A 21440-nucleotide genomic window follows, 5' to 3' on the forward strand; every position below is an offset into this window, starting at 1 on the left:
TTTTCAACCGCGTTGGACAGGGGTGTCGGCATGATCCGAATGGATGGTTTTGGGCGATTCGTGGCCTGTGCGGGCCTGCTCGCCGGTTTGTGGGGCGCGCCCGCGGCGCTGGCGCTCACGGGCGGCGCCGGCCCGCAGGAGATGGCGGCCGACGCGCCGTGGTCCGGGGTCGTCAGCCTGGACAGCGGGGGCCGGCTCTACAGCGGTGTGCTCATCGGGCCCGAGCACGTGCTCACGGCGGTGCACGCGGTGAACATCGCCGAGCCCGGCCGCATGCGCTTTCGCAGCGCGCTGGGCGGCGGCTTCATGGCCACGGGAACCGAGGTGCATGTGAGCCCGGCCTACACCGGCACCACCACGGGCAACCTGCCTGGCGACCCCTCGGTGCACGCCGATCTGGCGATCGTGCGCCTGAGCCGCCATGCGCCCCAGGCGCTGCAGGTGCCGCGCATCTTCACCGGTGCGCTGCTGGGCCGCGTGATCACGCTGGTGAGCCACGGCGGCAGCACCACGCTGGTCACCACTGGCGAGAACCGGGTCGATGCGGTGTTCGCCGACGCGATCGGTCGGCCCGCCACCTACCTGTTCGACTTCGATGGGCCCACGCTGGAGAGCAACCGCATCGGCCCGGCCGTGCCGGCCAACGGCAGTCTGGGCGCGCGGCGCGAGGCCACGCTGGTCAACGGCGATTCGGGCAGCGCCGCCTTCGTGCAGGTCGACGGCCAGTGGTGGCTGGCGGGACTCAACAGCTTCGAGATCAACTTCGCTGCCGGCCCCGCCACGCGCGGTGCCCATGGCACGGGCGCTGGCGGCATCGTGCTGTCCGAACACCTGGGCTGGATGCGCGAGGTGCTGGCCGCGCCCCCGAAGCCCGCGACGGCCTCAGGCGCGAAGGCCGCCCGCTGAAGGCGCCCAGCCGAAGGCCTCGATCAGCTGCCGCCCCCAGCCCTGCTCGGTGGGCAGCGGCGGCAGCGGTCGCGAGAAAAAGCCGGGCTCCTGCGTGCGCCGCAGCATCTCGCGCATGCCCTCGGTGAAGCCGGCCGGGCCGCCGTCCGTGACCACCACCCAGGGCGTGTCGTCGAGCAATTCGACCACGCCCGATTCGCGGTGCAGCACCACGCCCTGCATCCGGTACAGCGCTTCGATGGCGGGCAACCCATAGCCCTGCAGCGCGGGCATCAGGAACACATGCGCGCGCCGGTACAGCGTGGCGAGCTGCTCGTCGTCCACGAAGCCATGGAAGAACACGCGGTCGTCCAGCCCCAGCCGGTGGCTGAGGGCCGCGAGTTCCGCCGCCTGCGGGCCGCTGCCCGCCACGTGCAGGCGAAACGGCGGCTCGCCGCGGGGTTCGCGAACGATGGCCGCGAGGCCGTGCAGCATCCAGTCGATGCGCTTGCTGGTCTGTAGGCGGCACACGCTGAGCAGCTCGATCGGCGCCAGGGGCCGCGTGGGCGCCCGCGCCAGCGGCTGCTGGCCGAAGCCGCCGAGGTGGAAGACCCGGGCCTCGCGGCCGTAGAGCGCCCGCATCTCGTCGCTCAGCGCCTGGGTGTTGGTGGCGAAGGCGCGCGCGCCCTGCACGCCCTGGCGGGTGGCCCAGTGCCGCACGCTCAGCAGTTCCTGCGCGCGGTGCCGGGGCGGGCTCTGCAGCAGGCGGTAGGTGTCGGGGATGCGCAGGTGGTAGGCCACCGGGCTGGCCAGCCCGGCCAGCCCGGCGTGCAGGGCCGACTGGATGCTGAACAGCACCGGCACCGGGTCCCCGCGCTGTTGCAGGCGCAGCAAGGCCCGGCGCAGCGCCATGGCGCGGTGCATCCCCCCCTGCGGTGGTCGCAACGCGTGCACCCGCAGCGGCAGCCGCGCGTGCCGGGCCAGGTCGATGCGGTCGTGATAGCACAGCACGCTGTGCGCCAGGCCCTGCGCATGCAGACCCTCGGACAGCGAGAGGATCACGCGTTCCTCGCCCCCGAACTCCACGAACTCCGGCTGGAAGATCACGATGTCCCCGGCGGCCGGAAAGCTGGCGGCGCTCACCAGGATACCTTCGCCCTGCGGGCTGCGGTGCGAGCTTGCTTGGGGGCGGCCCGGCGCTGCGCTCATGCGCCTTCCGGCGCCGGCCCGCGCCGGGCCTGCATGCGGTCCACCAGCGACTGCAGCACCGCGTCGCGCGCGAGGTGCCGCAGCGCGTGCTCGCGCGCGCGTTCGCCCAGGGCCTGCCGTTGCGCCGGGTGGTCCAGCAGGCCGATCAGCGCCATCGCCAGCGCGCCCGCGTCGCCGGGTGGCACCACGCGGCCGCAGCGCGACACCACGTCGGCCAGCTCGGTGTCGGTGCGGCAAGTCGCCAGCACGGGCCGGCCGCTGGCCAGCATGCCGGTCAGCTTGGAAGGCAGCACCAGGTCTTCGGCCTCCCGGCTCTGGGGCAGCAGGTGCACGTCCGCCAGGCCCAGCAGATCGTTCAGGCGCTCCAGCGGTTGCAGTGGCAACAGGCGCAGGTTGGGCAGGCTGGCCGCGGCCTGTTCCAGCTCGGCCTGCATCGGGCCGTTGCCGCACACCACGAACACCAGGTCGCTGCGGTGGGCCAGCAGGCGCGCGGCCTGCGGGATCACCATCAGGCCCTGCTTGGCGCCCAGGGTGCCCGAAAAAAGCGCCACGTGGGTGCCGGGTGCCAGGCCCAGCTCGGCCCGGTAGGGGCTGGGGCCGCTCAGGGGGCGGATGCGCGCCACGTCGGCCCAGTTGATGAAGAGGTGCGTGCGTTCTTCGGGCACGCCCTTGCGCCGCAGGTGCTGCAGCATGCGCCCGGAGATGGTGGAGACCACATCGAAGCGGCGCAGCAGCCACGACTCCAGCGCGCGCACCGTGCGCCCCAGGCGTTCGCCGCGCAGCAGGCCCATCTGCAGGGCCACGTCGACCTCGAAGTCCTGCACGTGCAGCCAGGCCTGGGCGCCGCTCAGGCGCGCGGTGAGCCAGCCGCCGGGCGCGCACACCAGCGCGGGCGCCACGGTGAGCACCACGTCGGGCCGCCAGGCGACCTGGCGCAGCATCACCGGCAGCGAGGACAGCGCAAAGGTGCACAGGTGCAGCACGCGCTGCAGGCCGCCGGGGCGCCGGGGCACCCACAGCGGCGCGCGCCACACGCGCACACCGCGCCAGGTGTCGTGCCGCCAGGGCGGCCAGTGAAAGGCCCGGTCCACCTGCCAGGCCGGGTAGTAGGGCGGGGCGGCGACCACGCGCACCTCGTGGCCCTGGGCGGCCAGCCACTCGGCCATCTCACCCGAATACTTGCCCACGCCGATCACCTCGGGCGCGAAGTTGGCGCTGTGGATCAGGATCTTCATGGCCGCTCCGGCGCCGCCGGCGCGCGCTGCCCCTGTTCGGCTTCTTTCACCTTGAGCACGATCAGGTACTCGTAGATGGTCTGCAGCAGGGCGTAGCGGACGCCGGCCACACCGTCGAGCACGCCGCGCCGCCAGACCAGCATGTAGAACAGCTTGATCAGCGGGCGCGCCGGCAGGCGGTAGAAGATCGCCTTCTGGTGCACGCGCCGCTCGTTGAAGTCGGCGCCGAACAGCGCGGTGCGCCAGGACGGCTGCTGCACCGACCTCGACACGATCAGCTGGGCTTCCATGCGCGAGTAGGTGTTGTGTTTGTCGAGCCAGTGGTCCAGCCCCTTGGAAAACGGGTAGTGGTCGAACGGCTGGGCGAGGTCGGCAATGGGGCCATCCACCACCAGCACCTCGTTGATCTCGCGCTCGTAGCGCGCGCGATCGGGCCGCAGCAGCCGCACGTAGAAGGGCGAGATCTGCGAGCGGCGCAGCCAGGTGCCCCACCAGATGTCGCGCCGGCGCATGCGCGCCGCGGCGATGTCGGTGTGCGCCCCGGCGCCCTGCACGAAGGCCTCGATCTCCCGGGCCAGCGCGGGCGGCACGCGCTCGTCGGCGTCGAGCACCAGCAGCCAGGGGTGGCGAAACGGCAGGCGCAGGCCGGCGTTGCGCTGGCTCGCGTAACCGTCGAAGGCGCGCTCCGTCACCTGCGCGCCGGCCTCGCGCGCGATCTCGCGCGTGCGGTCGGTGCTCAGCGAGTCCAGCACGTGCACGTCGTCGCTCCAGGCCACGCTGGCCAGGCAGCCGGGCAGGTCCTGCTGCTCGTTGCGGGTGAGGATGAGCACGGACACCGGGGTCACGGCAGGCTCCTGGGCTGGCGGCTGCGCTTGCGCGTGGCCGGGTGGCCGGTCCAGACCGTCCAGGGCTCCTGGATGTCCTTGATCACCACCGCGCGCGCGCCCACCACGCAACCGCGCGCCACGCGCACGCCGGGGCCGATGAAGGCATCGGCGCAGATCCACACCTGGTCTTCCAGCACCACGGGCCGCGCCACCAGCTGGAAGTTGGACGAATCGATGTCGTGCGAGCCGCCGCAGAGGTGCGCGCCCTGCGAGATCACGCAGCCGTCGCCGATCTCCATCGGCGCCATGTTGTAGAGCGTCACGCCATCGGCCACGCCCACGCGGTTGCCGATGCGCAGCTGCCAGGGGGCCCAGATGCGCACGTTGGCGTACACGTTCACGTCGGTCCCCAGGCGGGCGCCGAAGAGGCGCAGCAGCGCGCGGCGCCAGGCGTGTGCGGGCCGCGGGCTCGGGCGGAACACCAGCAGCCACACCACGCCCCACAGCGCGCGCGCCGCGCGGTTGCCCAGCGAAAACGAGGGCTGCGTGAAGGGGTCGTTGTCCTGCAGGATCACGGTGGGCTCTCCGGCTTCTTGCGCAGGACGAAGCGCCACTTGTCGCCGAGCAGTTCTTCCTCGGTGTAGTCGTCGAGTTCCTCGATCACGTCCTCGGTCAGGAAGGCCGCGCCGTGCCCGGCCTGCAGGTTGTGCACCGCCTCGACCCGGAAGTGGCGCTCGAACAGGCGCCGGTAGTCCGCCAGGCGCATCTCGTTGAGGAAGCAGTCGGCCTGGAAGCGCCGCTGGCGCAGGTGCTCCCAGGGTTCGGAGCGGCGCTCCATGTCGCTGCCGAGCGTGTGCGCGTACCACTCCACCAGGTGGCCACCGCCGATGCCGGTGAAGACGGCCGGCGCGATGAGGGCCACGCCGTCGGGCGTGAGCGCGCGCGCCATGCTGGCGCACACGGCGTCCAGCGCGTCCTGCGGGATGTGCTCGAACACGTCCTCGGAGTAGAAGAAGTCGATGGACGACGGCGCGAGGCTGGCCGTGGCGATGTCGCCGACCAGGAAGCGCTCGGGCTGGATGCGCAGGCGCGCGCCGCGCTGCACCAGTGCACGGTCCAGCGCGCGGCGTTCGTGCGCATCGAAGACCTTGGCGCGCACCGCGCTCTTGATGAAGCGCTGCCAGCCGTTGGTCTTGAGAACCCGCAGCAGTTCGGGGACGGAGCCGTCGAGCAACGGGGCGTCCAGGTCGATGCCCCGCGCGTTCAGGCCCAGCGAACTCAGCGCGAGCAGCCGCAGCGGGCGCGCGCCGTAGCCCACCTCGAAGAGGGACGCGTCCTGGAACAGCCAGCCGCTGAGCGATTCGTAAGTCGTGCGGTAGCCGTCGAGCTCCTGCATGAGCTCGGCCATGTCGTCGCCCCGGCCTTTGAGGCCCTGCAGCCGCATCTGCAGGAATTGCAGGTTTTCCCAGAGCCAGCCGCCGGCCGTGGCGATGTGGCCCACCGAGTGGGTCTTGACCACGCTCATGGCTGTCTCCCCCGGGCGTGTTGCCGGATCACCTGCAGCAGGCTGTCGGCCATGGCTTCGACGGTGAAGCTCTTCTTGAACAGCCGGCTGGCGGCCAGGGCCATGCGCTGGCGGTCCGCCGGGTGGAGCGCGAGCCAGCGCTCGAGCAGGGCGCGCGTGCCATCCACCGTGTCGTCGGCCACGAGGCCGGCGCCCGCGTCCTGCACTTCGCGCCAGATGTTGACCTTGTCGGAAATCAACACCGGCAGGCCGCAGCCCAGCGCCTCGGCCACCGCGATGCCGAAGTTCTCCTGGTGCGAGGGCAGCACGAAGGCCTCGGCCGCGTGGAACGCGCCCCACTTCTGATCGCCCTGCAGCATGCCCACCCAGTGGATGCGGTGGTCCACGCCGCGCAGCGCGGCCTGGGCGCGCAGTGCGGCCATCCAGCCGGTCTGGTCGGGGCCGGCCATCACCAGATGCAGGTCGAGCGCCTGGTCGGCGACATCGGCGAAGGCGTCGATCAGCAGGTCGCAGCCCTTCTTTTCCTGGATGCGCCCGAGGAACAGCAGCACGCGCTTGCCCCACAGCGCGGGGTGGGCATCGAGGAAGCGCACGGCCAGCACCGCGCCGTCGTCCGGCGGCGTGCGCGTGCCGAACGAGACCACCTGCTCGCGCGCCTTGTAGAGCCGGAAGGACTCGCGCGCCAGCAGGCGCTCGTCCTCGCAGGTGAAGAGCACGGCGGCCGCGTCGCGCAGCACCCGGTATTCGGCCCAGGGCCAGTACAGCCACTTCTTGAAGTGCTTGAGCGGGTAGGTGCGCTTGAACCAGGGGTCGAGCATGCCGTGGGTGAACACGGCGTAGGGCTGGCCGGTGCGCGCGAGCACGCGCCAGGTGGCGAAGCTGTGGTACTGCCAGAGCCCGTTGACGATCACGAAGTCGTAGCCGCGCGCGTGCTGGTCGAGCCAGGACACCATGCGGCCGTTGAGGCCGTAGTTGCCCCGGCTCGGGCCGAGCGCGTGCACCTTCTGGCTCAGCTGGCCGAGCCAGCTCGACGCGGGGTCGTCCAGGGTCACGAGTTCGGTCTCGCAACCGAGTTCGGCCATGCGGTGGGCGACGTTGCGAACGCCTTCGATGGGGCCGCCTCGGGCCGGGTCGGCGGAGTGGATGACTTGCAGGATTTTCATGCGGGGGTCCTGGCCATGTCGGCGTTGAGGTTCACCTGCTCGCCGGCGAGCACCTGCCCGTAGACCTGCAGGTACTGGCCGATGGCGCGGTCGGCGTCAAAACGGCGGGCCCAGGCCATGCAGGCTTGCGATCGCGCCAGGGCGTCGGCGACCGGTTCGTTGATCACGGCGTGGAGCCGGCGGGCGCCGTCGGCGGCCCAGGCCTGCCCGTCGTCGCCGCTGCGCAGGCGCGGCAGGTAGGTGGTGTGCGGGCCGCCGATCTCGTTCATCGGCGTGTCGTCGGTGGTGACCACCGGGCAGCCGCAGGCCTGTGCCTCCACGATGGGCCAGCCGAAACCCTCGGCCAGGCTGGGGAACAGAAAGGCGCGCGACACCGAGTAGGCGGCCTGCAGCAGCGCGTGGTCGATGCCGTAGAGGAAATGCACCGTGCCCTGCTCGGGCACCTCGCGCAGCACGGCCTGCACCGCCTCGGTCTGCGGCACGCCCACCAGCCAGAGTGGCAGGGGGTGGCGCTGGGCGCGGGCGTAGTGCGCGTAGAGGCGCAGCACGCCGGCCACGTTCTTGTACCACTGGCCGCCGCTCACGTGCAGCAGCACGCCACCCGGCGCCACCGGCATGCCCGCGCCGCGCAACTGCACCCGGGCCTGCGCCGCGGGGATGCGCGCGAAGCGCTGGTTCAGGCCGTTGTAGACCACCTCGCACGAGAGCGGATCGATGCCGCCGACGCGCCGCAGGTCTTCGCGCGTGCGCTGCGAAATGCAGATGAAATGGCGCGCCTGCTGGAAACCCCGGCGGATGTAGCGCTGGTAGATTCGCCCGCTCGCGCCGGTGCGGTTCTCGGGAATCTCGCCCAGGGCCGAGCGCAGGGCCAGCAGGTCGTGCACATGCACCACCAGCGGCCGGCCACGCACCAGCGGCACCCAGGGTCCGAGCGCCTGGTCGCTCATCACGAACAGCGTGTCGTCGGGTTGGCGTGCCAGCTGCCGCCGCACCCAGATCGGGAACAGCAGGTACTGATCCACATAGCCGGCCCACTTCGACAGCGGCCCGCGCACCCAGCGGCGCACGCGGGCCGGGGGCGACCACACCTGGACCTCGTGCCCCCGCGCCGTGTAGGCGTTGCGCAGCATCTGCGCAAAGCGGGGCATGCTTTGCGAAGCCAGGAAGGCCGGGTGGGTGAAGAGGACGATGCGCATGGTCTAGGGGGAGATGCCGTGCACGGTCGTGGCGCGGGCGTGGCCATGGAACACCAGGCCCAGGCAGCGAACGAAGGTGGTGATGAGGAAAAAGAAGAACACCTGCTGCGGCAGCTCCCGGAACACCAGCGAGACCCAGGCGTGCAAGGCATCGGCGGTGAGCCCGTACTGGAAGATCTTCCAGATCGACAACATGCCCACGGTGGTCAGCAGCACCTGGCCGGAGCGCGACCGGTACGACAGCAGGTCGAGCAGGGCGAACACCCCGAGGCAGGCGAAGAAGTACACGATCGCGAAGCCGACGCCCAGCAGGGCCAGGCCCTGGGCCAGCATGGAGCCGGTGCGGTAGCCACCCAGCGGGCCGCCCTGGCTCAGGTGGCTCAGGTAGTCACCCATCGAGAACTCGAGGTCGCGCTTGTTCACGTCCACCCCCAGCGCCTTGAGCGCCGGGTTGGGCAGGATGGACCACATGAGATCGACCGAGGTGTCCGCCAGCCGGGCCGTGTCGCTCTGCGAGAAGCGCGAGACGAAGTAGAGCGAGTTGTCGTGGAACTTGGTCTCCATCAGGCGCGCCAGCAGCGGGTTCTCGAAGTAGTACTCGTCGTACTTGTCCAGGGTGGCGGCGTCGCGCTGGATGCGCTCCTGCTGCGCCAGCAGCTCGGGGCGCTGGAAGTAGTAGAGCGTCTCCTTCACCATGTCCACGGCCGACACGCCGCCGCGCACCTTGCGCGCCACCACCATCGCGGTGGCCAGGTCGGTCATGGGAATGGCCACCGCGCCCAGCACCAGGCCGAGCACGCCGAGCTGCAGGCAGCGTTTGCCCGAGACCGGCGCCTGGCTGCGCAGGGCGGTGAGCAGGGCAAACAGCGCGATCGTCACGAAGCCCGAGAGCATGATGCTGCGCACATTGGCCGCCAGGCCCAGCAGCACCACCAGGCTGCCGAAGCACAGCAGGTGCAGGTACTGCCGGCGCGGGCGGCAGTAGGCGGGGCCGACCTGGATCAGGTACATGGGGATCAGGAACGGCGCCCAGGTCAGGAAGCGCATGCCGTCGAGCACCTTGCGGAAAGTGCCTTCGCTGCCGCCGCTGATGAGGAAGGCGAACAGGCCCACGTAACCCATGAGCCACAAGGCGCTGGTGGGCGGCGCTTCGTACAGGCCGAGCTTGCCGAGCAGCTGGCGGATGAACGAGGGCGCGGCCTCCAGCGGCGGCTCCACCGCCGACGGCTGAGGCGCCGGGTGCAGGAACCAGCGGTAGAGCATGTGCCCCAGCGCGGCCACGGCCTGGAAACCCGCCAGCGTGGCGAAGGTCTCCATGGGCTGGCGCAGGTTCTGCGCCAGCGAGGCGCCGAAGACGGTCTGGCCCAGCAGCGCACCCAGCTGCGTTGTCACGCAGAAGCCGAAGAGCGCGAAGGTGGAGAGCGGGTGGGTGTGCAGGGCTGGCGTCCACAGCAGGTACAGCAGCATCGCGATCGACGAGGCGAACACGATGCAGGCCGAGCCGATGTTGACGGTCGAGAAATCGATCGCCATCTGCGCCGCCAGCGCCAGGGTGGCCAGGGCCATCAGGCTGAGCAGGATGAAGCGGGCATTGCTCACGGGGATACCTTCGCCCTGACGGGCTGCGGTGCGAGCGCCTTCGGGCGGCCGGGCGGCACTCATGTGGCCACCAGCTGCCGGTAGAGGCCGAGCGCGCGCTGGCCGTAGTCGCGCCAGCCGCCCAGGCGCTGCACGCGCTCGATGCAGGCCGCCGCCATGCGCTCGCGCAGGCCGGTCTCGTCGGCCAGCCGCTGGAAGCGGTCGGTCAGCGCCGCCGCGTCGCGGATCGGGACGATGAAGCCCTCCTGCCCGTCGTCGAACAGGTCGCGCGCGCCGGTGTGCTCGCTGGCGATCACGGGGCAGCCGCAGGCCATGGCCTGGGCGAGCACCATGCCGAAGCCGTCCTGCACGCTGGGCAGCACCAGGGCGTGGCTGCGGCTCATGAGGTGCTTGAGCTCGGTCTGCGGCACATGGCCCAGCACCTCGATGCCGGGGGACCACAGGCCCTTGGCGCTCAGGTGCGCGATCAGCTCGGGCGAGGGCGTGCCCGCGATCTTCAAAGACTTGGCCGGGTGCTTGAGCGCCCGGTAGGCCTGCAGCAGGTAGGGCACGCCCTTCTGCAGGCTCATGCCGCCGACGAAGAGCAGGTCGAAGCGCCGCGCGTCGGGGTCGCCCGAGCGCGCGAAGCGCGCCAGGTCCACGCCGTAGGGCAGGCGCTGCACCTTGTGCGGCGGCACGCCCTGGCGCACGAAGGATTGCCACGCGAAGGCCGAGGGCACGGTGATGCAGTCGGCCTGCGCGTACTCGGCTTCCTCGCGCTCCACGTTGCGCGGATCGACGCCCTCGAAGGGCAGGCCCCACTCGCGGTGCTCTTCGCGCAGCAGATCGTCCTGCGCGCGGATGTGGGCCGAGCCCCGGTCGCACACGTAGCGCCCGCCCTGGCGCTGCTGGCGCCGGCCGGCCGCGAGCGAGCTGCCCGACAGGCCCACGTACACATCGCAGGCGGGCAGCGCGGCGGCCGCCCAGGCGGTGAAGGTGGTGGCCACCAGGTGTTCCTGGGCCCGCGTCCAGTGGCGCGGCAGGCGCTGCTGCCACGGGTTGGCCATGTAGGGCGCCATGAACCAGGGAAAGGTGCGGATCAGCGCCGCGGGCAATTGCTCGTGGCGCAGCTTGAAGCGCGGGTAACCGGTGAGGATGCCGGCGAGCGCGCCCTGCGCGTGCAGCTCGCGCGCGAGGTCGAAGGTGTGGAACTTGCCCGGCACCGAGAGCGCGACCTTCATGGCGTCACCCCTTGCTCGCGCGGCGCGGCGGCGGGTGCCGCGACCGCGCACCCGGCCAGCCGCAGGCAGATGCCCGTCAGCAGCGCTTCGCTGGCCAGCATGGCGGCCGCCGCCCCGGTGAGGCCCATCGGCCCGCTCAGGAGCCAGGCCATGGCCACGCACAGCGCGCTGGCCAGCAGCGACCAGAGGGCGAGCGGGCCGTGCCGGTTGATGGACATGAGCAGCACGCGCGGCACATGGCACAGGCCGGCCACCGCCGCGTAGGCCATGAGCAGGCCGAACACCCCCGGGTCGAAGCCGATTTCGCCATGCGTCCAGGCGCGCAGCAGCCAGGGCGCGAGCACGAACAGCGCGGCGCTCAGCAGCAGCGACTGCGCCACGCCCCACCCGGCGCTGCGCCAGGCCAGCTGCCGCAGGCTGGCCAGCGCGCCCTGGCCGAAGAGGCGCGCGAACTCGGGCCACAGGGCGTGGCTCAGGATCGCCGTGGCCTGCACGGCGGTGCGCGCCAGCGTGCGGTAGGTGTTGAGCACGGCCACGGCCACCGGGCCGAGCAGGGCGCCCACCAGCAGCGTCACGCCCTGCAGGCTCAGGGCGTTGGCGAGCGGAAAGGCCATGAACGCGGCGGCCGGCCGGACCATGCGGCGCAGCTCGCCCGGCGCGGCGTGCGCCAGTCCCCAGCTCAGACCGTGCGCACCGTGGCGCGCGACGTGCATGGCCAGCAGCGTGCCGGCCACGCGGCACAGCAGGCCGCCCACGGCCACGGCGGCGAAGCTGCCCCAGAGCAGCAGGCCCAGCATCCAGCCTGCCCATTCGGCCAGGCGCGTGGCGTTGCCCAGCAGGGTGCCCTGGGCGTAGCGGTGCGTGGCCTTGAAGAGCTGTTCCGACAGGCCGCCCAGGAACGAGACCAGCACGCCGGCCACCAGGGCCATCAGGGCCAGTCGCTGGTCGGTGGTGGCGTCGGCCGGCCAGGCGGACCACCAGATGCCGGGCAGCACCAGCAGCGCGAGCGCGCCGCAGACGCAGAGCACGAAGCCCTGCGCGCTCTGGAACACGCGGTTGGCCAGCGGGGCCTGGCCCGCGCCCATGGCCATGGTCATGCGGTTGCCGGCGGCGGTCACCATGCCCACGTCGGCCATCGACAGGTAGGCGGGCAGGGCGCTGAGCATCAGCCAGACGCCGTAGGTGCGCGTGTCCCACACCGCGAGGAACAGCGGCAGCGAGGCGAGCTGGGTGCCGATGGTGATGGCCATGCCCACCGAGTTGGCGCCCATGCCGGCGGCCACGCGCTGGAGCAGGCCGCGGCTCACGTCGTGGGCTCCGGCACCGGCTCGGTTTCGATCTGGTCGACCGCCGTCAGCAGCGAGCGCATCAGGGTTTGATTGCGGTGCGGGCCGAGCCGGTGGCGGCGCTGCCCTGCGAGCGCGATGCGCTGGCGCCGGTCTTCGTCGGCCAGGGCCTCGCGGCACACCGCCGCGCATTCCTCCGCGTCCGACCAGAACAGGGCTTCCTCGCCCTCGGTGTACATGGCCGTGTGCTCGGGCGTGCGCTCGGCGCACAGCAGGCTGCCCAGCGCCGGGATCTCCAGCGAGCGGGTGGTGTGCAGGTCGCGGTTCTCGCGCGAGAGCAGCCCCAGGTTCAGCTGCGCGCACTGGATCGCCTTGGCGTAGTGGTCGCCGCCGATGGCGCCACCGGCCCAGTGCGGCTTGAGTTCGGCCCATTCGGGCGCCTTGTGCCAGTTCGGGCCACGGATGGTCAGCGGCACGCCTCGGCGGATGAGGTCGAGCAGGAAGGGGCCGCGCTCGGGAAACCAGGTGCCCAGGAACAGCACCTGCGAGCGCCAGGCCTGCCGGTCCGCCTCGCTCAAGGGGCGGGGCGCGTGGGTCACTTCGTCCGCGCAGTGGTGCACGCGCAGCACGCGCCGCGCGCCCAGGGCCTTCACCTCGGGCACATTGGTCTCGCGCAGCACCGCCACCAGGTCGTAGTGCGGCACGGCCTGCCGGTAGGCGGCGAAGCGGGCGCCGTCGCGCGGGCCGGTGGGGTCGTCGTTGTTGTAGTTGATGACGTGCCGCGCATGCCGGCGCAGCAGCTCGATCACCGGCGGGGTGATCCATTCGCCGCAGTCCACGTGGCACAGGTGGTAGCGCTTGAAGCCCAGGCGGGCCTGCAGCGCGCGCTGCGCCCAGGGCGAAAACCAGTGCCCGCCCATGCGCCAGGTCCAGCGGTCCACCCAGACCGTGGCGGGCAGCAGCTCGCGCGGGTCGATGTGCTCGACCGTGCAGCCGATGCGGCGCAGCGCGTTCGCGCGGTCCAGGCAGGTCCCGCTCTTCTGGCCCAGGTAGAGCACGGAGGGCATGAGGGCATTCATGCGGCGCGCGCCACGGCGCGGGCGAAGTCGGCACCGGCCAGCGCGCGGCGCAGGCCTTGCTCCAGCGGGACGCTGGCGGTGAAGCCCAGCGACTGCAGGCGCGAGACGTCCATCAGCTTGCGCGGCGTGCCGTCGGGCTTGCCGGTGTCGTACACCACGTCGCCCTGGTAGCCCACCACCTGCTGGATGGTCTGGGCCAGCTCGCGGATGCTCAGGTCGTGGCCGACGCCGATGTTGATGAGCGGCGGCTCGAAGCGGCCGGTGGCGGCCTCGTCGCTGCCCAGCAGGCCCTGGAACGGGGCCTCGGGCAGCTTCATCAGGAACAGGCAGGCCGCGGCCATGTCGTCGCTGTACATGAACTCGCGGCGCGGCGTGCCGCTGCCCCAGACTGTCACCTGGGGCGCGCCGCGCACGCGCGCCTCGTGGAACTTGCGCAGCAGCGCCGGGATGACGTGGCTGGTGTCGAGGTCGTAGTTGTCGCCGATGCCGTACAGGTTGGTCGGCATCGCCGCCAGGAAGCGGGTGCCGTGCTGGCGGTTGTGGCTCCAGCACATCTCGATGCCCGCGATCTTGGCCAGCGCGTAAGGCCGGTTGGTGGCCTCCAGCGGGCCGCTGAGCAGGTCACTCTCCTTCATCGGCTGCGGCGCCAGGCGCGGGTAGATGCAGCTCGACCCCAGGAACAGCAGGCGCTGCACGCCGGCGCGCCAGGCTTCGTGGATCACGTGGGTCTGGATCAGCAGGTTGTCGCGGATGAAGTCGGCCGGCTGTTGCTGGTTGGCCAGGATGCCGCCCACGCGGGCCGCCGCGAGAAAGACGTACTCGGGCTTTTCGCGCGCGAAGAAGTCGGCGGTGGCGGCTGCGTTCGTCAGGTCCAGCTCGGCGTGCGTGCGCAGCAGCAGCCGGTGGTAGCCGGCCGCGCGCAGCTGGCGCACGATGGCCGAACCGACCAGGCCCAGGTGGCCGGCGACGTAGATGCGTGCATCGTGGCGCATGGGATGCTCACTCCTGGTAGTCGAAGGCGGGGAAGCCGGCCAGCCGGACCATGGCGTCGCGCCGCGCCAGGCGGTGGTCGGCCTGCACCATCTCGCTCACCAGCTCGGGCAGGGTGATCTTCGGCGTCCAGCCCAGGCGCGTGCGTGCCTTGCTGGCGTCGCCCAGCAGGGTCTCCACTTCGGTCGGCCGGTAGTAGCGCGGGTCCACGCGCACCACCACGTCGCCCACCGAGCAGTGCAGGTCGGGTCGTTGAACGGACGCGACCACACCGGCCTCGTCGCTGCCTTCGCCCACCCAGTCCAGGGTGAAGCCCAGTTCCCGGGCGGCCATTTCCACGAACTGGCGCACGCTGTACTGCACGCCGGTGGCGATCACGAAGTCCTCGGGCTTGTCCTGTTGCAGCATCAGCCACTGCATCTCGACGTAGTCGCGCGCATGGCCCCAGTCGCGCAGCGCACTGAGGTTGCCCAGGTACAGGCAGTCCTGAAGGCCGAGCGCGATGCGAGCGACCGCGCGCGTGATCTTGCGCGTGACGAAGGTCTCGCCGCGCACCGGGCTCTCGTGGTTGAACAGGATGCCGTTGCAGGCGTACATGCCGTAGGCCTCGCGGTAGTTCACCGTGATCCAGTAGGCGTAGAGCTTGGCCACCGCGTAGGGGCTGCGCGGGTAGAAGGGTGTGGTTTCCTTCTGCGGGGTTTCCTGCACCAGGCCGTAGAGTTCGCTGGTGGAGGCCTGGTAGAAGCGGCAGTGCTTCTCCATGCCGAGCAGGCGGACCGCTTCGAGCAGGCGCAGCGTGCCGACGGCGTCGACGTCGGCGGTGTACTCCGGGCTCTCGAAGCTCACCGCCACGTGGCTCATGGCGCCGAGGTTGTAGATCTCGTCGGGCCGCACCTGGCCGACGATGCGGATCAGGTTGCTGCTGTCGCTCAGGTCGCCATAGTGCAGCACCAGGCGGCGGCCGGATTCGTGCGGGTCCTGGTAGAGGTGGTCGATGCGGTCGGTGTTGAACGACGAGGAACGGCGCTTGATGCCGTGCACCTCGTAGCCCTTCTGGAGCAGCAGGTCGGCGAGGTAGGCACCGTCCTGGCCGGTGATGCCCGTGATGAGCGCGGTTTTTTTCTTCATGGGGCGGGCGCGGTGGAGGCGAGGGTGGCGGGGTCGACGCCGGAGAAACGGGCGCGGTGTTCGGCGGGCAGGGCGGCCACCAGGTCGGCCGCGAAGCGGGCCTGCATGCCGTGGGCCCGCGCGCTGTCGCGGTCGATGGAGGAGACCCGCACCAGCATGCCGTCGGGCACGCGGCCGCCCAGGCCGTAGCGCATCTCGGTCAGTTTCTTGTCGATGCCGGTGGTGGTGACGTGGTCGCCGACCACGGTCCAGTAGGTCACGGGCTCGTGGCGGTTGCCCAGGTGCGTCAGCAGGCGGGTGGCCGCGATCGAGCGGCCGTGCAGCTGCAGCGGCGCGCGCTCGATGCGCTCCAGCTTGAAGCCCTGCGCCGGGTAGCACACCTCGGGTTTGTGCAGCTGCAGGTTGTCGCTCTGGTCGTTGCCGTAGGCGATCGACAGCATGATGCGGTAGCCGTCGGCGTGGATGTAGTTGCGCGTGAGCGTCTGGGTGTAGATGGCGTCGATGGTGGCCTGCTGCTCGGGGTCGATGATCTGCACCGCCACGTTGGGCTGCTCGCGCCAGCCGCCGAACTCGGTGGGCACCATCGTGGCCAGGGCGATCGTGGGCCGCTCGTCGGCCAGGCGGGCGGTGGGGCGCATGGCGTAGGCGAGCGCGGCCGAGGCCAGCATCAGCGCCATGAGCACGAGGTTCTTGAAAGGGAAGGCCATGGCGTCAGGCTTTCTGCAGGCTGGGGTTGTGCCGCTGGCGCAGGCGTTCGACCGCCTGCAGCGCGCTGTCGAAGGCGATGATCATCAGCAAGGCGCTGAGGAACAGCACCATGCCGGCAAAGCCGTGCAGGAAACCCTGGCCGGCCTCGTTGCCGAAGTGGTAGGTGATCAGGCTGAGCGCCATCACGCGGATCACGTTGGCAGTGAACGAGATCGGCACGATCAGGACGGCCAGCGCGACGTTGCGGAACAGCGAGTCGCGCCGCACCAGGTTGAGGTAGAGCAGGCCCAGGGCTTCGAGCGTGAGCAGGGTGTGCAGGCCGGCGCAGGCATCGGCGACCAGCAGCATGTACTGGCCGATCTGCAGGATCACGCCGTTGCGGCCGATGGGGTAGCCCAGCGCGTAGAGCACGTTCTCGGCCACGTAGGACACCATCATCTTCATCGGCATGGTCACCAGGTCGACCACCTGCGAGGGCAGGGGCACCATGAACAGCATGAAGAAGAGCGCGAACCACTGGGCCTTGAGGCCCGCCGTGCCGCGCGTCAGCAGGATCACGCCGGCCAGCAGCCAGATCACCGAGCCGACCTCGAGGATGCCCATGCCCTGCGAACGGCCCAGCGCGTAGAACATCAGCGCAACCACCACCAGCGGCCAGCCCCAGGCGCTGGTCTTCTGGCCCAACGCAGCGGCCTCCATGGCCCCCCAGTTGCGGTGCATCAGCCACAGCGCGATCGCCAGCACGATGGGGCCGTGGAACTGATCGTCCTGTGCCCAGATCCCAGTGAAGAGGTCGTAGAGGGTGGGCACGTAGAGCACCGCCAGCCCGACCATAATCGGCAACCAGGGCAGAAGGCGCGCCACCATCGGCGCGGCGCCCGTCTCAATCGAAGGTGTGGTGGTGCTCATGGGTTTCTCACTTCGGCGCGTGCAGCGCTTGGCGCGTGGTCTGGCGGTTCTGCTGGCACTGGCGGTGCCGCTGGCCTTGTGGATCGGTGGCGCCCAGCCCTTCGCGGTGGGCCTGGTGCCAGCCCCGTGGGACAAGCTCGCCCACATGACCGTCTACGCCGTGCTGTCGTGCGCGATCGGCTTCGCCAGCGGCCGTCGCGGGGTGTCGGCCATGCTCATCGGTTTCACGGGTGCGTTGCTCGTGGGCGTGCTCGACGAGGCCAGCCAGATGCGCCTGCCCGGGCGCAGCGCCGACATCGACGACCTGGTGGCCGATGCGGTGGGCGCGGCGCTGGGCACCACGGTGCTCGCGGTGCGCATTCGCCTGCGGGAGTGGGTGGCGTCGCATACGGCTCAGTAATGGTTGAGCACCGAGCCCACCAGGGCCACGCCGGTGTCCTGCAGGCGCCGTGAGAGATCGCCCAGGCCGCCGAGCGGGCTGCGGTGGCGGCGCGCCACCAGCAGGGCCGCGCCGGTGCGCGCGGCGATGATCTCGGCGTCGGCGAAGCGCTCGCTGGCGGGGGTGTCGATCAGCACCACGTCGTGGTTCTGACTCACCTGCTGCAGCAGCGCGCCGAAGCTGGGCATGCCCACCAGCTCCTGCGGGTTCGGCGGCGCGGCGCCGGCCGGCAGCACGCGCAGGCCGGGCAGGCCCGGCACCGATTCGATCACTTCCAGCCCGGCGCGCCCGGCCAGGATGCCGGCCAGGCCCGGGCTGTGACCGGTGGTGTGGAACATCTTGGCCTGGTGCGGCTCGCGCAGGTTGGCGTCGATCAGCAGCGTGCGCTGGCCCTGCTGCGAGAACACCACCGCCAGGTTGGCCGCGATGAAGCTGCGGCCGTCGCGCGGGCGCTGGCTCACCACGGTGAGCAGGCGGCGGCGCCGGTCGTCGTTGAACCAGCGCAGCATGAGCTGGCCGCGCAGCGCGCGCATTTCTTCCGAGGCGCGTGAGAACGGCTTGAATGCCGTGACCAGCTCGCGGCTGAGCGGCGCGTCCTCGTCCTGCAGGTAGCCGTAGTTGAACTGGGTCGAGAGCGCGGCGTCGAGGTCGGCCCGGTCGAGCAGCTTGAGCGCGATGGCGGCTTCGCCGAAGGGCTCGTCGTGGCTGGCCTGGCGGGCGACCACGCGCTCCACGTCGGCCGGCAGCAGCAGGCCGCGCGCGACCAGGATGTCGCCGATGGCGCCTTGCGGCTTGAAGTCCATCGGGGCGTTCATGCGCGGGCTCCGGCGGTGGGTTTCATCATGCCGCCGGCCGGGCCGATGCTGCCCAGCAGCACCACGTCGCGCAGGGCGCGCAGGTCGTCGGCCGAGCGCACCCGGCGGTTGGCGAATTCGAGCGCCAGGGCCAGCATCACGCCGAGCAGGCCACCGAGGAACATGGCGATCGCGATGTTGAGCTTGACGCGCGGGCCCGAGGGGAAGGTGGGTGCGATCGCGGGGTTGAGCACCGCGATGTTGGTCTGGCTGGTCTGGCTCTCGATGCTGCTTTGCGAGGCGCGCAGGCTCACCGACTCGAACACGCGCTGGGCCGACTCGATGTCGCGCCGCAGCACCGCGATCTGGTCGCGCTGCTTGTTGAGTTCGAGCACGCGGTCCTTCTGCTGGTTCAGGGCCGCCTGCAGCTGGGCCTCGCGCTGGCGGTTCACCTGGTAGGTGGTGGTGATGGCGCTGGTGATCTGGCGCGTCTCGGCATCGAGCTGGGCCCTGAGCGTGGCGAGTTCCGATTCGTAGCGCAGCGTCTGCGGGTGGTTCTTGCCCAGGTTCACGCCGGTCTCGGTCAGGCGCGCTTCGAGCCGCGCGATGTCGCCCTTGAGGCCGTTGACCAGCGGGCTCTGCATGACCTCGGCCACGGTGTCGGCGTCGCTGCGCTGGCGTTTGCTCTGGCTGTCGGTGGTGGCGGCCTGGATCGAGGTGAGCTGGCTGCTGGTCTCGTTGAGCTTGGCGGTCTCGAAGTCCAGGCGCTCGTCGGTGGAGGTGATGCCGTTGATCTGCTGGAAGTCCGATAGCGCCTTCTGCGCGATCTCCAGCCGATCGCGGGCGGCCTTGGTCTGTTCGTCGAAGAAGCCGGCGTAGCTGCGCGCGGGGTCCACGCGCAGTTCCAGGTTGACCTCCACATAGGCGCGCGCGAAGGCATTGGCCACCAGCGCCGCGAAGTTGGGGTCGGCGCCCATGTACTCGATGCTGATCACGTTGCTCTCGCGCGAGGGCTTCACGTCCAGGTTGCGCTGCAGCAGGGCGGAGAGCCAGTCGGTGATCTGGCCCCGGCCTTCGGTGGCTTCACGCCATTGCGATTGCACCGCCGCGCTGCTGTCCAGGCGCAGCGCGCTGACCACGCGCTTGGCCACGCGATCGCTCTTGATGATGTCGACCTGGGTGGCCATGTAGCCGGGCGCCATCAGGCCGGCCAGCGTCTGGCCGCTCACCGGGTCGGGCGATTTCACGTCCAGCACCACGGCCGCGGTGGCGGTGTACTGCTTGGCGGCCGTCAGGGTGAGGGCGGCGGTGCCCGCCACCACCACCATGAAGGTGAGGAAGACCACGAGCCAGCGCGCGCGCAGCACGGTGAGGAGTTGTTGGGGCGTCATGGGGTTCGCTCAGAACAGGCTCTCGCGCACGTAGAGCACGTCGTTGGACCGGACCAGGTCGTTCATCTCGGGCGAGAGCGTCTGCACGCTGCCGTCGTCCTGCGGGCGGTGCAGCTCCAGGCGGCTGCGCGAGCCGCGCGCGGTCGGGCCGCCGGCCTGCGCGAGCGCTTGCATCACCGTCATGCCGCGTTCGATGCGGAACGAACCCGGGCGCTGGGCCTCGCCATACACGTAGAACACCGGCGCGCGGTGCACGTAGATCACGTCGCCGCTGCTCAGTACGATGTCGTCCGCGCGGTTCTCGCGCAGGAAGAGCGAGGGCAGGTCGATGGTCTTGCGAAAGGCCTGGCCGTCGCGCTGGCCGGTGACGATGACCACGTCGTCGCCGCCGGGCGTGGTGCCGCCGGCGTTGGCGAGCATGTCGCTCAGCCGGGTGCCGGCGGTCTCGAGCGGAAAGCGGCCGGGCCGGCCGACCTGGCCGAGCACCGAGACCTGGCTGCCGCGGATCTGCGTGAGCAGCAGCGTGACCTGCGGGTTCTGCAGGAAACCGCCGCTCTGCAGCGCATCGGCGATCTTCTTTTCGGCCGCGCTCACCGACAGGCCGCCCAGGCGCACCATGCCGATGAGGGGAAAGGAGATCGTGCCGCTTTCGGTGATGCGCGTCTCCAGCGCGAGGTCCGGGTTCTGGAACACCTGGACGCGCACCGTGTCGCCGGCCGCCAGCGGGTAGTCGACCGGGCCGGTCTGGGCCTGCGCCGCGGCGCCGAAGAAGGCGGCCACGGCCAGCAGGCCGGCACGGAGCAGCGCGCGCGTGCTCACTTCAGACCTTGCAGGCCGCGTTCGATGGCGCCCTGGTCCTGGCTGGCCGGCGGCGCCACCTTGTCGTCGGCGGACAGCGGCGTGGTGAGCGCGGGGCCGGTCACGGCGGCCGTGTCGGGCTTGTCGGCGGCCGGGGTGGCGCGGGCGCCCGCCTCGAAGCCGCCCAGGTAGGTGATGGTGGTGGCTTCGCGCAGGCGCTTGAATTCGCTGGTGACCAGCTCGGTGGAGCGCCGGTTGCTCAGGAACTTCTCGATGCCCGGCGTGGCCGCGGCCTCACCCACCGGGATCTGCTGCGACGAGGCCACGCGCAGGAAAGTGGCGGCGTCGCCGTTCTTCACCACCAGGCTCTGGCCGTCCTTGAGCGCGTGCAGGCGCGGCAGCAGCTCCAGCGGCACCTGCTCGGCCGTGCGGGTGGCGCTGCCGCCGCCGAACTGCACGTTGCGCGTGCGCAGCATGCTGGCCACTTCGTCGATGGGCCGGGCCTGGGTGGCCATGCTGGTCAAGTCTTTCAGCACCTCGGTGGCCAGGGGCACGCGGATTTCCTGCAGGTTGAACACCCGGCGTTCCGCGAACAGGGCCGGGTGGGTGTCGTAGTAGCCCTTCACCTCTTCGGGCGTGGGCTTGGGCATGGCGCCGGTGACCTGCTGCAGGTAGGCGCGCGCCAGCACCTCGCGGCGCGCGGCTTCGAGCTGGGCCACCACCTCGGGCGAGCGGTGCAGCTTGTTCTCGGTCGCCTGGTCCACGGCCAGCTGCTGGTCGATCAGGCGCTCCAGCACCTGCTGGCTCGCCGCCTGAACGGCATCCTTGGACGCGTTCGGCATCGGCGTGCGGGCCAGCACCTGGTTGATCTGGTGCACGGAGATCTCGTTGGAGCCGACCTTGGCGGCCACCTGCGTGGCCTGCGTGCCTTCGTCCTTGGCGCCGCAGGCGCTCAAGGCCAGCGTGAGCAGCGCGGCGAGCACGGTCGCGCGGGGGACGGCGGAAAGGGGGGATCTGCGGGTGGTCATGGCCTGGGCCTTGAAGAAAAGGGGTAAGGCG

At 71.0% G+C, this 21440-nt stretch carries 21 protein-coding genes; 2 read left to right on the forward strand and 19 right to left on the reverse strand.

The features are described from left to right. The first annotated feature begins 30 nt into the window (after positions 1–30). Positions 31–906 (forward strand): trypsin-like serine peptidase, encoded by an 876-nt coding sequence (locus AC07ZS_RS17215; RefSeq protein ID WP_494799743.1) that lies wholly within the window; start codon positions 31–33, stop codon positions 904–906. On the opposite strand, the gene AC07ZS_RS17220 is transcribed toward AC07ZS_RS17215, so the two are convergent. From AC07ZS_RS17220 to xrtB, 15 genes are read right to left on the reverse strand one after another with little or no spacing between them, the layout of a single operon-like run. Continuing rightward, a complete protein-coding gene (locus tag AC07ZS_RS17220) occupies positions 883–2094 on the reverse strand; it encodes a glycosyltransferase family 4 protein (protein ID WP_494799744.1) in 1212 nt (403 codons plus the stop codon). The genes AC07ZS_RS17215 and AC07ZS_RS17220 overlap by 24 nt on opposite strands. After that, on the reverse strand, positions 2091–3329 hold the full coding sequence (locus tag AC07ZS_RS17225; protein WP_494799745.1) for a glycosyltransferase WbuB: 1239 nt from the start codon (positions 3327–3329) through the stop codon (positions 2091–2093). The genes AC07ZS_RS17220 and AC07ZS_RS17225 overlap by 4 nt, the downstream gene beginning before the upstream one ends. Continuing rightward, positions 3326–4174: a glycosyltransferase family 2 protein gene (locus tag AC07ZS_RS17230; RefSeq protein WP_494799746.1), complete on the reverse strand. Its 849-nt coding sequence runs from the start codon at positions 4172–4174 to the stop codon at positions 3326–3328. The genes AC07ZS_RS17225 and AC07ZS_RS17230 overlap by 4 nt, the downstream gene beginning before the upstream one ends. Beyond that, positions 4171–4731 carry an LbetaH domain-containing protein gene (locus AC07ZS_RS17235; RefSeq protein WP_494799747.1) on the reverse strand — a complete coding sequence of 187 codons (561 nt, stop codon included), beginning with the start codon at positions 4729–4731 and terminating at the stop codon, positions 4171–4173. The genes AC07ZS_RS17230 and AC07ZS_RS17235 overlap by 4 nt, the downstream gene beginning before the upstream one ends. Continuing rightward, a complete protein-coding gene (locus AC07ZS_RS17240) occupies positions 4728–5681 on the reverse strand; it encodes a methyltransferase domain-containing protein (RefSeq protein WP_494799748.1) in 954 nt (317 codons plus the stop codon). The genes AC07ZS_RS17235 and AC07ZS_RS17240 overlap by 4 nt, the downstream gene beginning before the upstream one ends. After that, complete coding sequence (locus AC07ZS_RS17245; protein WP_494799749.1) at positions 5678–6844, reverse strand: glycosyltransferase; 1167 nt, start codon at positions 6842–6844, stop codon at positions 5678–5680. Before AC07ZS_RS17245 ends, AC07ZS_RS17240 begins: the two co-directional genes overlap by 4 nt. After that, the gene (locus tag AC07ZS_RS17250) at positions 6841–8040 is read right to left on the reverse strand and encodes a glycosyltransferase family 4 protein (protein WP_494799750.1); all 1200 of its coding nucleotides are present in this window, start codon (positions 8038–8040) and stop codon (positions 6841–6843) included. The genes AC07ZS_RS17245 and AC07ZS_RS17250 overlap by 4 nt, the downstream gene beginning before the upstream one ends. Positions 8041–8043: 3 nt before the next feature. Beyond that, on the reverse strand, positions 8044–9702 hold the full coding sequence (locus tag AC07ZS_RS17255; RefSeq protein WP_494799751.1) for a hypothetical protein: 1659 nt from the start codon (positions 9700–9702) through the stop codon (positions 8044–8046). Next, positions 9699–10859 carry a glycosyltransferase family 4 protein gene (locus AC07ZS_RS17260; RefSeq protein ID WP_494799752.1) on the reverse strand — a complete coding sequence of 387 codons (1161 nt, stop codon included), beginning with the start codon at positions 10857–10859 and terminating at the stop codon, positions 9699–9701. The genes AC07ZS_RS17255 and AC07ZS_RS17260 overlap by 4 nt, the downstream gene beginning before the upstream one ends. Then, on the reverse strand, positions 10856–12166 hold the full coding sequence (locus tag AC07ZS_RS17265; protein ID WP_494799753.1) for a lipopolysaccharide biosynthesis protein: 1311 nt from the start codon (positions 12164–12166) through the stop codon (positions 10856–10858). Before AC07ZS_RS17265 ends, AC07ZS_RS17260 begins: the two co-directional genes overlap by 4 nt. Then, on the reverse strand, positions 12163–13224 hold the full coding sequence (locus AC07ZS_RS17270) for a CgeB family protein (RefSeq protein ID WP_494799754.1): 1062 nt from the start codon (positions 13222–13224) through the stop codon (positions 12163–12165). Before AC07ZS_RS17270 ends, AC07ZS_RS17265 begins: the two co-directional genes overlap by 4 nt. Then, positions 13221–14216 (reverse strand): GDP-L-fucose synthase family protein, encoded by a 996-nt coding sequence (locus AC07ZS_RS17275; RefSeq protein WP_494799755.1) that lies wholly within the window; start codon positions 14214–14216, stop codon positions 13221–13223. The genes AC07ZS_RS17270 and AC07ZS_RS17275 overlap by 4 nt, the downstream gene beginning before the upstream one ends. Before the next feature lie 7 nt (positions 14217–14223). Then, the gene (gene gmd / locus AC07ZS_RS17280; protein ID WP_494799756.1) at positions 14224–15342 is read right to left on the reverse strand and encodes a GDP-mannose 4,6-dehydratase; all 1119 of its coding nucleotides are present in this window, start codon (positions 15340–15342) and stop codon (positions 14224–14226) included. Beyond that, positions 15339–16049 carry an exosortase-associated protein EpsI, B-type gene (epsI, locus tag AC07ZS_RS17285; protein WP_494799757.1) on the reverse strand — a complete coding sequence of 237 codons (711 nt, stop codon included), beginning with the start codon at positions 16047–16049 and terminating at the stop codon, positions 15339–15341. The genes gmd and epsI overlap by 4 nt, the downstream gene beginning before the upstream one ends. Before the next feature lie 4 nt (positions 16050–16053). Beyond that, positions 16054–16959, reverse strand: coding sequence for an exosortase B (xrtB, locus tag AC07ZS_RS17290; protein ID WP_494799758.1), 906 nt, complete (start codon positions 16957–16959; stop codon positions 16054–16056). Here xrtB and AC07ZS_RS17295 point away from each other — a divergent pair. Then, complete coding sequence (locus AC07ZS_RS17295; protein WP_494799759.1) at positions 16958–17359, forward strand: VanZ family protein; 402 nt, start codon at positions 16958–16960, stop codon at positions 17357–17359. The genes xrtB and AC07ZS_RS17295 overlap by 2 nt on opposite strands. Here AC07ZS_RS17295 and epsG read toward each other — a convergent pair. The 4 genes from epsG to AC07ZS_RS17315 form a co-directional block, all read right to left on the reverse strand. Further along, complete coding sequence (gene epsG / locus AC07ZS_RS17300; RefSeq protein ID WP_494799760.1) at positions 17353–18213, reverse strand: chain length determinant protein tyrosine kinase EpsG; 861 nt, start codon at positions 18211–18213, stop codon at positions 17353–17355. The two genes, AC07ZS_RS17295 and epsG, sit on opposite strands and share 7 nt — an antisense overlap. Then, a complete protein-coding gene (epsF, locus tag AC07ZS_RS17305; RefSeq protein WP_494799761.1) occupies positions 18210–19583 on the reverse strand; it encodes a chain length determinant protein EpsF in 1374 nt (457 codons plus the stop codon). Before epsF ends, epsG begins: the two co-directional genes overlap by 4 nt. A 9-nt stretch (positions 19584–19592) precedes the next feature. Then, positions 19593–20402 carry a polysaccharide export protein EpsE gene (epsE, locus tag AC07ZS_RS17310; RefSeq protein WP_494799762.1) on the reverse strand — a complete coding sequence of 270 codons (810 nt, stop codon included), beginning with the start codon at positions 20400–20402 and terminating at the stop codon, positions 19593–19595. After that, a partial coding sequence (locus AC07ZS_RS17315) for an EpsD family peptidyl-prolyl cis-trans isomerase (RefSeq protein WP_494799763.1) occupies positions 20399–21440 on the reverse strand: 1042 nt, incomplete at its 5' end. The genes epsE and AC07ZS_RS17315, both read right to left, overlap by 4 nt.

The sequence above is a fragment of the Hydrogenophaga sp. GW456-12-10-14-TSB4 genome (genome assembly GCF_059424305.1).